This window comes from Colwellia sp. 1_MG-2023, assembly GCF_030546755.1.
Taxonomy (GTDB): domain Bacteria; phylum Pseudomonadota; class Gammaproteobacteria; order Enterobacterales; family Alteromonadaceae; genus Thalassotalea_H.
In genome coordinates this window covers 173,478-188,449 of sequence record NZ_JAUOPE010000007.1, presented here as the reverse complement: position 1 = coordinate 188,449, position 14,972 = coordinate 173,478, and the positions used below count along the sequence as shown (strand labels likewise).

Genomic DNA, 14,972 nt, shown 5'->3' with positions numbered 1-14,972 from the left:
TTACGGTTTTGAAAATGGCGAAACAAGGACGTTATTTATTTACTCATCAATATATCAACTTGATTTTTATTCCCTTGCTGTGAAATTACTACCCGTAGTTGTCTATCTTTATGAGTGAAATATAGCGTTAATCTTTGTCTTTTTAGTTCTCGACTTATAGGCTTGCCGAACTTGTCTTGATAAAAGGTGATGATTTCTTCTTGAGAATGAGCAGTAAAGTAATTGATAACTGCGGGTAATTCGTCGGTAAATTGTGCAAAAATTTTAGCGTTCTTAAGATATGGGATAGCATAGTCGTCTTTTACTTGATAAGCATTGCTAGTTGCACTGGCTAAACTAAGCAGTAAACTCATTGTTATCACTAAGCGATGTTTTTGATGAATCATTTCTGCTCTCCAGCTTAAAAATTTATTCGTTAATTGAATAACCTTCTCAGTTAAAATTAAAACAATGGCTAATATTTATCAACTTATTGTTTATTTTATAATTTATGTGAACGGTCGACATTATTAGGTTGTGGTTCAATGAATAATCGCTTACTTGTTACCTGTAATGAAATCATCTCGATAATGATCTACCCAAAGTGCCGTCGCACCACAAATGGCAACTGGCATTACCACTAAGTTAATTATCGGGATCATCGAAAAAACCGCCGTAGTAATACCAAAACTATAGCTTAAGCCTTTTCGTTGCTTTAACGCATATTTCATTTCATTAAAATTAATTTTATGGTTATCAAAAGGGTAATCTTTATATTGAATCGCCATCATCCAAGCCAGAAATAAAAACCATAAAATTTGGCCAATTATTGGCAAAATCCAATACAGAATAAAAAATCCAATCGCTCTAGGTAAATAATAGCGAAACTTACACCATTCTCGGCTTAAAGTTCGCGGGATATCTTTAACTATGTCTAAAGCTGAGCCCGGTGGCGGCGTTTCATTGGTTAGCAATGCTTCCATTTTTTCAGCAAGTAGCCCATTAAAAGGGGCGGCTATCCAATTGGTAACTGAGCTAAAAACAAACGAGAACATCACTAATAAGAATAATAAACTAATTATCCAAACGGTGGAGGTTAACCAAGATAAACTTTCCGGTAACCAGTTTTGCAATTCGAGCATGTAAACATCGAGTTGTTCAATCAATAAATAGAAGGCAGCACTAAACAAGATAAAATTGATGATCAAAGGAATAAACACGAAACGTTTGATCCCTTTTAGCTTGATGAGATCAAAGCCTTTCATAAAATAGCCCGCGCCACTTTGGGCAAAGGGTTGTTGAATTTGTAATGACATTTAGTTTGTTTTTTAACTAGTTAAGTTCAAATATTGATTATAGTGCTAATAATGTATTGTGAGAAGTTGTCAGTTGTTACAAACTAAAACAAATTCTGATAAAGTCATTTATCACCATTAAAAACAATACATATTAGGTTTGCTAACTACATGCGATTAAAGCACATCAAATTGGCGGGATTTAAATCTTTTGTTGATCCAACAAAAGTGCCATTTGAACAGCAAATGACCGCGATTGTTGGACCTAATGGCTGTGGTAAATCAAACATTATCGATGCCGTACGTTGGGTGCTAGGCGAAAGTTCTGCAAAAAATTTACGTGGCGATGCAATGACCGATGTTATTTTTAATGGCGCATCGACACGAAAACCCGTTGGACAAGCCAGCGTTGAATTATTATTCGATAATATCGCTGAGCGGATCCAAGGTTCAATGGCGGATCGGAATCAAATTTCTATTCGTCGTGTTGTAAATCGTGACAGTCAAAATTCTTATTATTTAAATGGCACGAAATGTCGTCGTAAAGATATTACTGATATCTTTTTAGGTACCGGTTTAGGGCCTCGTAGTTACGCCATTATTGAACAGGGCACTATTTCTCGGTTGATCGAATCTAAGCCGCAAGAGCTTCGTGTTTTTATTGAAGAAGCTGCCGGTATTTCAAAATACAAAGAGCGTCGTCGTGATACTGAAAATAGGATCAGACATACGCGAGAAAACTTAGCTCGATTATTTGATATTCGCTCAGAGCTAAATACTCAAATAGATAAATTACATCAACAAGCAGAAGCGGCAAAACGGTTTAAAACGTTAAAAGCCCAAGAGAGAAAAATAAAAGCAGAATTGGCAGTATTACGCTGGCAAAAATTTGATCAGCAATATAAAAGTAATCAATCACGTATTGAAGGTTTTCAAAGCCAAATTACGCAAAAAGAATCAATACAAAAAAGTGATGAAATTGCTTTATTTACTGCTAAGCAAAATTATCAAACAGCCAACCAGTCCATTCAGACACTGCAACAGCAAAAAATTACCTTAATTAATGATACGGCGCGCATTGAACAGCAAATTAAGCATCAACAGCAACAACAGAAAAAGTTGCTGGAAGATCATCACGTTAATCAACAACAAATAAGCCAAGCGCAAAAATCTTTATTACTTGAACAAGAAAAGTTAAATACTTTTACCGATAAGCTTGATGAGCTACAGCCTAAATATTCAAAAATTAACCTTCAATATAATGAACAGAGTCAGCAATATCAGCACTGCCAAGAGAATTTGTTGAAGCAACAGAAAAACCTGCAAGCATATCATCAGCAGCAAGAACAGCAAAATCAACGTTTGTTAGAAGAAACCACTAAAAAAGCGCAATTGTCAGAAATCATTGAACAGAAAAAATCAAGATTGGCGACAGTCGTTGAGCAACTGACTCATTTAGCGGCAGAAATGGATAATAAGGCTGATGATGATGAAACTAGGCTCTCAATAATAAAAGAACAACGTGAGCATTTATATCTTCAGCAACAAGTTATACGAGAGAAAAAGCAGGAAAATCAAGATAAAATATTGCAGTTAAATCAGCAAAAAAGTGATATCGCAGGAACCTGCGCAGCTTTAACAAGAGAAATAGAACAGTTAACTAAAAAATTAACGCAGCAACACGATTGGCAAAAAGATCAAACCGTTTGGCTTGAAAAAAATAACATTGCTAGCTTAGGTGAATTGCAACAGAAATTGTCTATTGTTGAAGGCTGGGAATTAGCGATTGAAATGGTTTTGTCACATAAACTACAAGCACTTTTTATTGACACGTTTCCTTTAAATTATACGCTGTTTGAGAACAGCCCTTCAGCTTTTTTATTGTTAAATCATCAACGAAGCACTAATAAAAATAACAGTAAAGCTAATACTTTGGCTGAAAAAGTGAAAGGAAGTGATGCGATCAATGGCATATTAAATCAGATACATATCGCCAAGGATTATCAAGATGCAGTTGCCCTTTTACCGCAACTAAAAGAGCACGAATCAGTCATTTGTCCCGAAGGTATTTGGTTAAGTCATCATTTTATTCATCGTGGAATTTTTAATGTTAAAAATGATCACTTCACGCATGCGCAAACGCTAGCGGAAAATGAACAAAATTTATCATTGTTAAATCAGCAGTTTGATGAGATTGTAAATCATATCGCGATTGTACAAGATGAACAAAATACCCTAGTCACGCAACTTGATGAAATTGAACATCAACTTAATAAACGCGAACAACAGATTGTTGATTTAAATCAGTTACATGCTCTGAATAAACAAAAACAAGAAAGTCAGCAGAGCCAACGTCAACAATTGCAGCTCGAGCAGTTAGCCCTTGAACAAGCAATTAAAGCGTCTGCCGAATCTTTTTCAACATTATTGACATCTCTGTCGGGTGATAAAATAACCAATAGCGATCAAACACATTTAGCTAACCATAGTTCAATTCAAGCGTTAACAGAAAAGGTGCAGCATTTACAACAACAAGTGCAAGATTTTCAACAACAACTTTCGTTGTTAACAACTGAAAAACACCAACTTGAATTAGCCATTGAAAAAACGAAAAATGCTGAAACACAATGTCAACAACATATCGTTCGCTTTCAAGAAAATATTAAACAACTCACGGCACAGCAAAACCATCATGCACAACTTCATGAAGCAGGCGTTAATCCATTATTGTCGGACGAAAAGCAATTACAAATTTGGTTGTCAGAGCTAGTTAGTTTAGATAATCAACTTAATCAAGCGCAAACAACCTTAAGTGAAACACAAGAAATAATACAATCAAGTGAACAAAAACAACGTGTTACTGTCGAAGCTATTAATGAATTAAAAGAATCGCTTAATCAATTACACGTCGACAGTGAAAGTTATCGCTTAAAAGCGCAAAGTGCCTTAGAACAGTTACATGAACTTGGCCAATCGGTAAAATCTGTGCAAGATGCAATGCCAGACAATGCACGTGAATCTCAATGGCAAGCGCAACTGATAAAATTAGCGAAAGACATTCAATTGTTGGGAGCGATTAATTTAGCAGCAATTGAAGAGTTTGAAACGCAATTAACGAGAAAAAACTATCTTGATCAACAAGATCAGGATTTAAATTTAGCTATTTCAACGTTAGAATCAGCGATTGAGAAAATAGATAAAGAAAGTCGACATAAATTTAAAATAACGTTTGATAAAGTGAATCAAGACTTACAATCTTTATTTCCTAAAGTATTTGGTGGTGGGCAAGCTTATTTAACCCTGACCGGTGATGATTTACTTGATACCGGTGTCACGATAATGGCGAGACCTCCAGGGAAAAAAAATAGTACGATTCATCTATTATCGGGTGGAGAAAAAGCATTAACCGCATTATCATTGGTTTTTGCTATTTTTCGTTTAAATCCAGCGCCGTTTTGTATGTTAGACGAAGTAGATGCGCCACTTGATGACGCAAACGTAAGTCGGTTTTGTAATTTAGTAAGAGAAATGTCTCAAACCGTACAATTTATTTATATTAGTCATAATAAAATCGCGATGGAAATGGCTTCACATTTAACAGGCGTAACTATGGTTGAAGCAGGTGTTTCAAGAATGGTCGCGGTTGATATTGACGAAGCAGTTGCTATGGCAGAAGTATCATAAGAATAGGCTAGGTAATGGAAGATAACTTCAGAAATGTTTTAATTATTCTCAGCGCTATTATTATAGCCGCTATCTTTATACATGGTTTTTGGACCATCAGAAAAAATAAAAACCCATATAAGCTCAAAGCTAAAAATGAAAAGATAGAGCCGCAATCTCGAGGCTTTGATGGCTCAGGGTTTGATCAAGACGGTGTAGGAAAAGCAAAAGTTATTGGTGTTAATACCTTAAATGATAATGAAATACCTTCTGAAGCAGCGCCAGCACCTTCTTTTGATGAAGAGCCGTTACCAATAGATGTTGAAAAACCGAGTGCAGAACAACCTGCTTTAGAACCTGCTTTAGGTGATCTTGATGATATTAACGAACAGCCTCCGCAAATAAATACGCCACATCCGGCTCAAACTAGCGAGCTTGCGCCTGAGCAAGTTGAACGAGATAAACCTGTATATCAACAACCTGTTGAACAACAAAAACCAGAGGTAAAACCGGCAAAACCTCGCAGTAAAGGTGTGCGTAAAACCGTTAAAGAGAAACTGGCACGTAATCAAATGGAAATAAATTTTGGTGGCGATGCCGAGCTCGACGACGTTTCATCCTCCATTGAAGAAAATTCAGCGGCAAATGCGAAGGCAAGTCCGGCGAAAGAAAAAATAGAAATTGACCCCGAAGTTATCGTTGTTTCTGTGGTAATGCCTGAGAATAATAGTATTTCGGGAGCCGCTTTATTGCCAACGTTATTAACCTTAGGGTTGCGATACGGTGATATGGATATTTTTCATCGTCATGAAGATAATGCTGGTAATGGCAAAGTCACCTTTAGTTTAGCGAACATGATGAATCCTGGAACATTTGATTTAGATGAGATTGAAAGCTTTAGTACTCAAGGCATAACCTTATTTATGACTTTACCTAATGAAGGTGATCCCTTTGAAGTTTTTGAATTAATGATGTCAGCAGCAAAACAGTTATCTATGGAATTTAACGCCCAATTGCTCGATGACAAACGCAGCGTGATGACTAAGCAAACCGAACAACACTACATGGGTAAAATACGAGAATTTGAACGTAGAAATAGAATTGCCTCTGCCTAACCAATTTTTTAAGTCTCTTAGTTTGTATTTATTAAGAGACTTAATGTTAAGAATTAAAACACTATGACTGAATCATCAACGTTACAAAAACGAGTATTTGCCCTTCATCAACTCATAAACCAGTATAATCACCAATATTATGTATTGGACGAGCCGAGTGTTCCTGATGTGGAATATGATCGATTAATGCGTGAATTAATTGATATTGAATTGCAACATCCTGCATTGAAAACCTTGGATTCTCCTAGTCAAAAAGTAGGAGGGGAACCGTTAAAAGCTTTTACTCAAGTTGAGCATCAAGTTCCTATGTTGTCACTCGATAATGTTTTTTCTGCACAAGAGTGGCAAGCCTTTGATAAACGCATTCAAGACAGACTGAAATCAACTCATGATTATGCGTTATGTGCCGAGCCTAAACTAGACGGTTTAGCTGTGAGCATTCGATATGAAAATGGTATTTTTGTTCAAGCGGCTACCCGTGGCGATGGTACTACCGGTGAAAATATTACCGAAAATGTCCGCACAATTAAATCTATCCCGCTTAAATTACAAGGAAATGATTTTCCAGCTATTCTTGAAGTGCGTGGTGAAGTCTTTATGCCAAAAGCAAGTTTTGAGCAGTTAAATGCCAAGGCGATAAAAAAGGGTGAGAAAACCTTTGCTAATCCACGCAATGCTGCCGCAGGGAGTTTAAGACAATTAGACTCTAAAATAACCGCTCAACGTAACTTAGCGTTTTATGCATATGGTATGGGGTATGTTAGTGATGTCGTTAGCGTATTAGATGAGTCAGGTAAAAAATTTGAAACTCAACAAGAAGAATGGTTATCAAACTCTCACTATCAACGACTATGTCAGCTAAAAGCCTTAGGTTTACCTATGTGTCCAGAGGTTAAACTATTGAAAAATGCTGACGATGTTGAGGCCTTTTATCAAAATATTTTAACGAGCCGAGCGGCATTAAGTTATGAAATTGATGGCACGGTATTTAAAGTGGATAACATCACCTTACAAGAAAAGCTCGGTTTTGTTGCCAGAGCGCCACGCTGGGCAATTGCGTATAAATTTCCAGCACAAGAGGAATTAACCACTTTAGAAGATGTAGAATTTCAAGTGGGCCGAACAGGTGCAATAACTCCTGTAGCGCGTCTTAAACCAGTATTTGTTGGCGGTGTTACAGTCAGCAATGCCACTTTGCATAATCAAGATGAAATCACCCGTTTAGGGATTAAAATAAATGATACTGTGGTTATTCGACGTGCCGGTGATGTTATTCCTCAAATCGTCAGTGTAGTTATCGATAAACGTCCAGAAAATGCCAAAGATATACATTTTCCTAACACTTGTCCTGTCTGTGATTCTGAGGTTTTACGGCTTGAAGGCGAAGCGGTATTGCGCTGCACTGGCGGCCTTTTTTGTGGCGCACAACGAAAAGAAGCTATTAAACATTTTGCCTCACGTAAAGCAATTGATATTGATGGTTTAGGCGATAAGTTAGTCGAACAACTCGTTGATGAAAAGCTGATTCAAACGCCTGCTGATTTATTTAACCTTACAGAGCTTAACATTAGTACCATGGAAAGAATGGGGAAAAAGTCAGCGCAAAACCTCATTAAAGGTTTGCAAAATGCCAAGCAAACCACCTTAGCAAAGTTTATTTATTCATTAGGGATCCGTGAAGTTGGTGAAACTACCGCCGCGAATTTAGCACAACACTTTTTAACGTTTGAAAAAATTAAAATAGCGGATGAAGAAAGTTTACAGCAAGTACCTGATGTTGGAGCTGTTGTTGCCCAAAATATCGTATTGTTTTTTCAACAACCGCATAATGTTGAAGTGGTGAATGAACTTGAAAACATTATGTCTTGGCCGGCCATTGAAGTGAAAAGTGAAGATCAACAACCCTTATTAAATCAAACTTTTGTGTTAACGGGTACGTTAAATCAAATGGGGCGAAATGAGGCGAAAGGGCACTTACAATCACTTGGCGCTAAAGTTTCAGGCAGTATTTCTGCTAAAACACACTTTTTAGTTGCCGGCGAAAAAGCCGGCTCTAAACTGACTAAAGCACAAGACTTAGGCGTCGAAGTGTTAACTGAGCAAGATATGCTTAACTTGTTAGCTATGCATGGCATCAGTTTATGAGTGAGTTAATTAATAGCTCGCTTATTGAATCTGGGCAATGGTTTCGCTCTTATCAATATCAATGTGCGTTAGCGATTATTGCGACCATTTTGGTAATTTTTGGTAATGATATCAATAACGTGATTAAACACTTAGTGCGCAAACAACATTTTATTATTCGTACGTTAGTTTTTATTGTCGTCTGTGCAATAGGTTATGGTTTAGCCACGGTTTGGCTTACAGGGTTATTGTCACAACAGTTGGCTAAAATTCCAAACCTTTACATTGTTCCTGTTGTTAGCCTTATATTTGTCGCATTAGGGCTTTATGCACAAAAGCAACGTCATATTTAAACTGTCAGAAAAGCGCGAAAATAAAATTTAAATTATCGTTTCTTTTTTTACTTTTATATTTACTTTTCACCTTGCCTGATAATGTTACTTAGCCATTAAATTGACATGAATAACAGGTATTAATATAGGAATTGTAATATGGCTACTCATCTAAATGAAAAGCTGTTGTAAAAGCATTAGTTAACAATTCTACTTTACCTGTTTCTCTTGGAACTTTCTTATGAACAAGTGATAGTTTAAATGGGTAGGTTAGTTTGGAGGGTTGTATAAGACGAATTTCCCCTAAATTTAATTCGTGTTGAATGAAGCTTTGTGGCATATATCCAATATATTTTCCTGATAATATCATTGTCTTTCGTGTATCAAATTGGTACGCCTTAGCACTTAAATTTAGTTTTTGTAACTGCTCACGCCCTTCGGCATCTATATCTATACCTGGATGAATTGCCGCAGTAGAAAATAAATCATCGTCCGTGATTTTTGTATCCACTCTGTTAAATAGTGGATGGTTTTTACTGCAACAAAGGAAAATAGGTTCACTGGATAATGCTGTATAACTAAGTCCTTCAATTTGTTGATAACCTGGGAAAATTCCCATATGTGCTTTATCTTTCAGCAGTAACTTTTCAATATTTGAGATGGAATCACCGTCTAAAACAACATGTAGGTTAGGCGAACTTTCTGATATTAATTCAATCACATGTGCGAGTTTACGTTGCTTTTTGTCATCTAGTTGGTCTGCGCATAAAATCACTATTTCGCCACTTAGCTCTTTACCTAGCGTACTAACTAGCACTGAAAAGTCGTTCAATGAGTCAAATAGATTGATCACAGCTCTGTATACCGATTGTCCTTCTTCGGTTAATGAAAAGCCTGCTCGGCCTCGCACACAAAGTTTTAAATTCATTCGTGTTTCAAGGTTTGACATATGAATGCTGATGGTTGAGCGAGTGATCCCTAATGCCTTTTCAGCAGCTGAAAATCCTCCGTGCTCGACAACAGAAAGGAAAATCCGCAATAAACGTAAATCATATTCGGTAATTGGTTTTGGGATTATTGAAGATAAAGTCATATTATTAATGTTTGATAAGCTTAAAACTTAAGGTTGAATGTTTTGTATTTAACCTTGTTTTAATTTGATATTCAATAGCTGCAAGAGAATGCAGTGGAGAATTTAAATGAACAAGCACGAAGAATTTGGATTAAAAGATAAACATTTAGTGAAACATTTTTCATATATCAATGGTAGTTGGCATAGCAGTGAAACACAGATTTCAGTGACTAACCCAGCCAATGGCAACGTTATTGCAAAAGTAAGTAATGCTGGTTCAGTAGAAACAGAGCTTGCCGTAAAGGCGGCAAAAGATGCGTTAACCATGTGGTCTGATAAATCAGCAAATGAACGCGCAGTGCTTTTACGCAATTGGTTTAATCTAATGATGGAAAATCAAGATGATTTAGGGCGAATTCTAACTTTAGAGCAAGGTAAACCATTAGCTGAAGCGAAAGGGGAAATTGCTTATGGTGCTGCATTTATCGAGTGGTTCGCTGAGGAAGGGAAGCGGGTTTATGGAGATACCATACCTGGGCCATCTAATGATAAACGTATAATTGTTGTAAAAGAGCCTGTAGGGGTTGTAGCGTCGATTACACCTTGGAATTTCCCAAACGCAATGATTGCACGAAAAGCAGCAGCTGCATTGGCGGCGGGTTGTACTTTTGTTGCTCGACCGGCAACAGAAACACCACTTTCAGCGTTAGCCATGGCTGAACTGGCTGAGCGTGCAGGGATCCCTGCTGGGGTTTTTAATGTTGTTGTTGGTGACGATGCTAGAGCAATGGGCTCGGTATTAACACAACATCCGGATGTTGCAAAATTTACTTTCACTGGCTCTACACCGGTAGGTAAAACTTTAATTAGCCAATGTGCGACTACAGTGAAAAAAGTCTCAATGGAGCTAGGGGGGAATGCGCCTTTTATTGTCTTTAATGATGCTGATATTGATTCTGCTGTTCAGGGGGCAATTCAATCTAAGTACCGTAATGCGGGACAAACATGTGTTTGTACTAATCGTATTTTTGTTCAACAAGATGTACTTAAAGCGTTTACAGAAAAATTTTCTAATGCAGTTGCTCAATTAACCATTGGGGAAGGGTTAACTGATGGAGTTAACATTGGACCTATGATTTCGAGTAAAGCGGTAGCTGGTGTTGATAAGTTAGTCAGCGAATCAATTGCCGCTGGTGCGAAATTACTCTTAGGCGGTAAGCGAGACAAATCGGGTGATAATTTTTATCAGCCGACAATTTTAACGGATGTTACCAATGATATGCCGATCGCGAAAAATGAGATCTTTGGTCCTGTATCACCCATCATTTCTTTTGAAAATGAAGCTGAGGTAATTGCTATGGCTAATGATACAGAATATGGCTTAGCCGCTTATTTTTATGCTAGAGATATTGGGCGAATTTGGCGGGTAGCAGCAGCGCTTGAGTATGGCATGATTGGAATAAATGAAGGTTTGATCTCTAATGCAGCAGCTCCATTTGGCGGTGTTAAGCAATCGGGTAATGGTCGAGAAGGTTCTAAGTACGGATTAGATGACTATTTAGAAATAAAATATTTATGCATGGGTGGCTTAGATCAGTAGCTGACGTTTTCAATGACACGTTAGTCACTTTTTGAAATCAAATAAATAAAGATAAAAATTATGAAAAATGAAAACTTACAAGCAAGAAAAAACCACGTCATAGCCCGCGGGCAAGGCAATATTTATCCTGTATACATAGATCATGCAAAAAATGCCGAGGTCTGGGATGTTGAAGGGAAGCGTTATATTGATTTTGGTACAGGTATTGCGGTCTGTAATACAGGTCACAGTCATCCAACAGTTATTGATGCGGTAAATAAACAAGTAGATAAATTTAGTCACACTTGTGTCATGGTTAACCCTTATGAAGTTGCTGTTGAATTGGCTGAAAAGTTAACGAAAATAGCGCCAGGTGAGTCAGATAAAAAAGCCATTTTTGTTTCAACAGGGGCAGAAGCCGTAGAAAACTGCGTTAAAATTGCTCGTGCCCATACTAAGCGTCGAGGTGTTATCGCTTTCAATGGAGGATTTCATGGTCGTACAAATTTAACCATGGCGCTAACGGGTAAAATTACTCCATATAAATATTTGTTTGGGCCTTTCCCAGGTGATATTTTTCATGCCCCATTTCCTATTGATTGCCACGGAATTTCGGTTGATGAATCATTAAAAGCGTTAGAAAACTTATTTAAGGTTGATATTGCACCCAGTGATGTAGCTGCAATTATCGTAGAACCAATACAAGGAGAAGGCGGGTTTTACCAAGCTCCTGCTAGTTTTTTGAAAGCCTTGCGTCACATTTGTGATGAACATGGTATTGTGCTTATCGCCGATGAAATCCAAACAGGATTTGGTCGAACGGGGCGAATGTTCAATATGGAATATTCTGGTGTTGAAGCTGATCTCATGACTATGGCTAAGGGGATTGCTGGAGGCTTTCCTATTGCAGCCGTTGTTGGTAAAAGTGAAATCATGGATGCGCCATTACCCGGTGGTTTAGGTGGCACTTATGGTGGCTCTCCTGTGGCATGTGCCGCTGCTCTGGCTGTATTGGATGTTATTGAAGAAGAAAATCTTATTGAGCGTGCTATAGCAATTGGCGATCTATTCAATAAAAAATTATCCGCTTTGCAACAGCAGTATTCAGAACTTATCTTAGATGTAAGAAATACTGGCGCTATGATTGCCATTGAACTGATTCAACAAGGTGACGCTGAACAACCAAATACAGCGTTAACTCAAGCGATTATTGCTAACGCAGCAAGATATAATTTAGTACTGCTAGCTTGTGGGTTTTACGGTAACGTAATACGTTTTTTACCTGCACTGACCGCCAGTGATGAAATCATTGAAGAGGGATTGGCTTCTTTTGCTGAGCTTTTTAAAGAATTAGCAAGTTAGCTTTATTCCTTCATTTTTTACTTCACATACTCATAATGACAGCCTAAGCATTTTACCTGTCATTATGAGCATTCACTATTTTAGCTTTTATTAATAAGTAATTAGAAATTGACTTTGAGTTAAGCAGGCAAGATTAAGAAATTATTAAGTAAATTCTGGTCCAATCGAAATACTTAAACTGGCACTATGGCCAAAAAGTGTTCGGTGTATGCTGTAGATATTTAACTATATTTAAAATGTTGCTTTAGTGATGGATCTGACTATGCCTTTGTCACAACGTTAAATGAGTTAAATAAAATTAGTTCATTGTGTAATTAAATTTGGGTATTTAAATTTAGATAATTAAGCTTGGACAATTAATCTTATGTTTTAAACATAATGTGCTGATTTTAATTGTAAATTATAGCAACATAAAGGCCTGATATATTCTGGCCTTTTTTAATTAAGTGTTTAGGTGGACTGTATTTAGGTTTGACAGCTTGTGCTTTTCTTTTACATTAGCAATAAAAGGTATTAAATAGTTATATGATTAATCGCCTAATTCATATAGATCATGAAGCAGAGGAAAGTTTACAAAGCCAAATTCGTACGAAAATGGTAGAAGGTATTCTTGTTGGCTCTTTTCCACCTAATAGTAAGTTTCCCTCTTCCCGTAAACTTGCTAAACAACTCAATGTTTCAAGAAATACCATAGTTTTAGTGTATCAAGCTTTAATTGACGAAGGTTATTTAATATCAAAAGAGCGTAGTGGTATTTTTGTAAGTAGTGATATTCACAAAGGCTATGTGGCTAGCACTGGCAAGGCTCAAGAATTAGAAGATTTAAGGAGTGAACAATTAGCTAAATCAAGTAAAAATCTGCCAATTAATAGTCAAAAGTTAACTCATAACGCTAAATTTAAAGGGGCGTTGTCAACCACCAATCAAACTTCATGTCCAGTGAACTGGAGACGATATACCTTTCCTTTTATCGACGGAAAATTCGATTCATCACTTTACCCAATAAAGGAATGGCGAGATGTCAACAATCGAGCAAATGCTAGTGGTGAAATTTATCAATGGTCTGAATTACAAGGTTTGCAAGATGATCCTATGCTACTTGATGAAATACGAAGTAAAATTTTGCCTCGGCGAGGTATTCAAGCCAGTAGAGAAGAAATATTAATTACGGTGGGAACGCAGCAAGCGTTGTATTTAATTAGTAAGCTTTTTGTTGATGATTCTGTCACGGTAGCTCTAGAAGAACCAGGTTATCCTGAGATGAGGGAATTATTATTAAAACAAGGGGCTAAGTTAATTCATCAAGAAATTGATGATAAAGGTGTCGTGGTGGATGACAAGCTTAATGATTGTGACATTATCTATACAACCCCAAGTCATCAAACACCTACCAGTATAACGATGTCGATGGATCGCCGAGATCAATTGCTCAAAAAAGCTCAACTACATGACTTTTTAATTATTGAGGACGATTTTGAATTTGAGAGTAATTTTCTAGGTCAACCACACCCAGCATTACGTAGTTTAGATAAAAATAATCGCGTGGTGTACATTTCTTGTTTATCAAAGGTGTTAGTTTCTGGCGTACAGATAGCGTTTATTGTTGCCGATAGTGCCGTTATTCTTGAGCTTAAAAAATTGAGAAAAATGGTAATGCGTAATCCGCCTTTATCTAATCAGCGGGCTGTTGCTTACTTCTTATCTTTAGGTTATTACGATGCGTTTATGATGCACTTACATAAGGTGTTTTTTGAGCGTTGGTTAGAATTAAGAGAAGCCTTAAACATTTATTTACCCAATTGTATTGATACCGGACCTATTCAAGGTGGAACGGCATACTGGATCACTGGACCTAAGCAACTTGATGGCGAATATTTGCGAGAAAAAGCGGCTGAAATAGGCATATTAATAGAGCCTGTTAAGCGGTATTTTGCAAGTTCGGCTTATCCCGAAAATTGTTTTCGTATGGGAATTACCAGTATTCCTACGGATAAAATTCGCTCAGGAGTAAGTAAATTGGCAGAATTAATACACCAATTAACGGCTGAGTTTGAAGAAAAATTATCGGATGCCAAAGGGCATTTATTGACACATGATTCTATGAAAAAAGTGCTTTCAGGTGCGGTTTTAGAGTGTCAGATGGTTTATGGCGTTCCTTGTACGATCGAATTATTAAGTGATGGCACTATGGTGGGGCACACTGGTGGGCATAGTGTTGAGTCTGATTTTGGCCGTTGGTGGGTCGAAGGAGATATGTATTATCGTCAGTGGAACTTATGGGGATATGGCGAAGTTAAAGGTTTTTATGTCATTATGGATGGCAATGAGATGAAATGGTTTGATCAAAATTACTGCTTTGTTCGCCAATTAGATTACCTTAATAACACTAGCACTTGAGTGCCACCAACACGTGAATTCAACCACTATTCAAATCTGGACCTAACGCTAGTA

10 protein-coding genes are annotated in these 14,972 nt (G+C 37.2%); 7 read left to right on the top strand and 3 right to left on the bottom strand.

The window, feature by feature from the left end; translation table 11 throughout:
• Positions 1 to 35: 35 nt before the first annotated feature.
• Together Q4493_RS10290 and cysZ are read right to left on the bottom strand one after the other, a co-directional pair.
• Positions 36 to 386 (bottom strand): hypothetical protein, encoded by a 351-nt coding sequence (locus Q4493_RS10290; protein ID WP_303452251.1) that lies wholly within the window; start codon positions 384 to 386, stop codon positions 36 to 38.
• A 150-nt stretch (positions 387 to 536) separates the two neighbouring features.
• Positions 537 to 1,295 carry a sulfate transporter CysZ gene (cysZ, locus tag Q4493_RS10285; RefSeq protein WP_303452249.1) on the bottom strand — a complete coding sequence of 253 codons (759 nt, stop codon included), beginning with the start codon at positions 1,293 to 1,295 and terminating at the stop codon, positions 537 to 539.
• A 150-nt stretch (positions 1,296 to 1,445) separates the two neighbouring features.
• Here cysZ and smc point away from each other — a divergent pair, with 150 nt between their 5' ends.
• The 4 genes from smc (at position 1,446) to Q4493_RS10265 (ending at position 8,529) form a co-directional block, all read left to right on the top strand.
• The gene (gene smc / locus Q4493_RS10280) at positions 1,446 to 4,958 is read left to right on the top strand and encodes a chromosome segregation protein SMC (RefSeq protein ID WP_303452248.1); all 3,513 of its coding nucleotides are present in this window, start codon (positions 1,446 to 1,448) and stop codon (positions 4,956 to 4,958) included.
• A 14-nt stretch (positions 4,959 to 4,972) separates the two neighbouring features.
• On the top strand, positions 4,973 to 6,052 hold the full coding sequence (gene zipA, locus Q4493_RS10275) for a cell division protein ZipA (RefSeq protein ID WP_303452246.1): 1,080 nt from the start codon (positions 4,973 to 4,975) through the stop codon (positions 6,050 to 6,052).
• Between the two features lie 63 nt (positions 6,053 to 6,115).
• The gene (gene ligA, locus Q4493_RS10270; protein WP_303452244.1) at positions 6,116 to 8,197 is read left to right on the top strand and encodes an NAD-dependent DNA ligase LigA; all 2,082 of its coding nucleotides are present in this window, start codon (positions 6,116 to 6,118) and stop codon (positions 8,195 to 8,197) included.
• Entirely contained in the window at positions 8,194 to 8,529 is a 336-nt protein-coding gene (locus tag Q4493_RS10265; RefSeq protein WP_303452242.1) for a DUF3392 domain-containing protein, read from the top strand. Before ligA ends, Q4493_RS10265 begins: the two co-directional genes overlap by 4 nt.
• A gap of 142 nt (positions 8,530 to 8,671) precedes the next feature.
• Here the strand turns inward: Q4493_RS10265 and Q4493_RS10260 are convergent, their stop codons facing one another.
• A complete protein-coding gene (locus tag Q4493_RS10260) occupies positions 8,672 to 9,601 on the bottom strand; it encodes a LysR family transcriptional regulator (protein WP_303452239.1) in 930 nt (309 codons plus the stop codon).
• 106 nt (positions 9,602 to 9,707) lie between these two features.
• On the opposite strand from Q4493_RS10260, the gene Q4493_RS10255 reads away from it, so the two are divergent.
• The 3 genes from Q4493_RS10255 (at position 9,708) to Q4493_RS10245 (ending at position 14,918) form a co-directional block, all read left to right on the top strand.
• The gene (locus Q4493_RS10255) at positions 9,708 to 11,180 is read left to right on the top strand and encodes an NAD-dependent succinate-semialdehyde dehydrogenase (RefSeq protein ID WP_303452237.1); all 1,473 of its coding nucleotides are present in this window, start codon (positions 9,708 to 9,710) and stop codon (positions 11,178 to 11,180) included.
• Positions 11,181 to 11,240: 60 nt separating this feature from the next.
• Positions 11,241 to 12,521 (top strand): 4-aminobutyrate--2-oxoglutarate transaminase, encoded by a 1,281-nt coding sequence (gene gabT / locus Q4493_RS10250; RefSeq protein WP_303452235.1) that lies wholly within the window; start codon positions 11,241 to 11,243, stop codon positions 12,519 to 12,521.
• Between the two features lie 525 nt (positions 12,522 to 13,046).
• A complete protein-coding gene (locus Q4493_RS10245; protein ID WP_303452232.1) occupies positions 13,047 to 14,918 on the top strand; it encodes a PLP-dependent aminotransferase family protein in 1,872 nt (623 codons plus the stop codon).
• Positions 14,919 to 14,972 lie beyond the last annotated feature (54 nt).

What these genes read in the sequence shown, in the direction of transcription:
- Q4493_RS10290 (WP_303452251.1), bottom strand. Translation starts at nt 386, where the DNA reads ATGATTCATCAAAAACATCGCTTAGTGATAACAATGAGTTTACTGCTT.
- cysZ (WP_303452249.1), bottom strand. Translation starts at nt 1,295, where the DNA reads ATGTCATTACAAATTCAACAACCCTTTGCCCAAAGTGGCGCGGGCTAT.
- smc (WP_303452248.1), top strand. Translation starts at nt 1,446, where the DNA reads ATGCGATTAAAGCACATCAAATTGGCGGGATTTAAATCTTTTGTTGAT.
- zipA (WP_303452246.1), top strand. Translation starts at nt 4,973, where the DNA reads ATGGAAGATAACTTCAGAAATGTTTTAATTATTCTCAGCGCTATTATT.
- ligA (WP_303452244.1), top strand. Translation starts at nt 6,116, where the DNA reads ATGACTGAATCATCAACGTTACAAAAACGAGTATTTGCCCTTCATCAA.
- Q4493_RS10265 (WP_303452242.1), top strand. Translation starts at nt 8,194, where the DNA reads ATGAGTGAGTTAATTAATAGCTCGCTTATTGAATCTGGGCAATGGTTT.
- Q4493_RS10260 (WP_303452239.1), bottom strand. Translation starts at nt 9,601, where the DNA reads ATGACTTTATCTTCAATAATCCCAAAACCAATTACCGAATATGATTTA.
- Q4493_RS10255 (WP_303452237.1), top strand. Translation starts at nt 9,708, where the DNA reads ATGAACAAGCACGAAGAATTTGGATTAAAAGATAAACATTTAGTGAAA.
- gabT (WP_303452235.1), top strand. Translation starts at nt 11,241, where the DNA reads ATGAAAAATGAAAACTTACAAGCAAGAAAAAACCACGTCATAGCCCGC.
- Q4493_RS10245 (WP_303452232.1), top strand. Translation starts at nt 13,047, where the DNA reads ATGATTAATCGCCTAATTCATATAGATCATGAAGCAGAGGAAAGTTTA.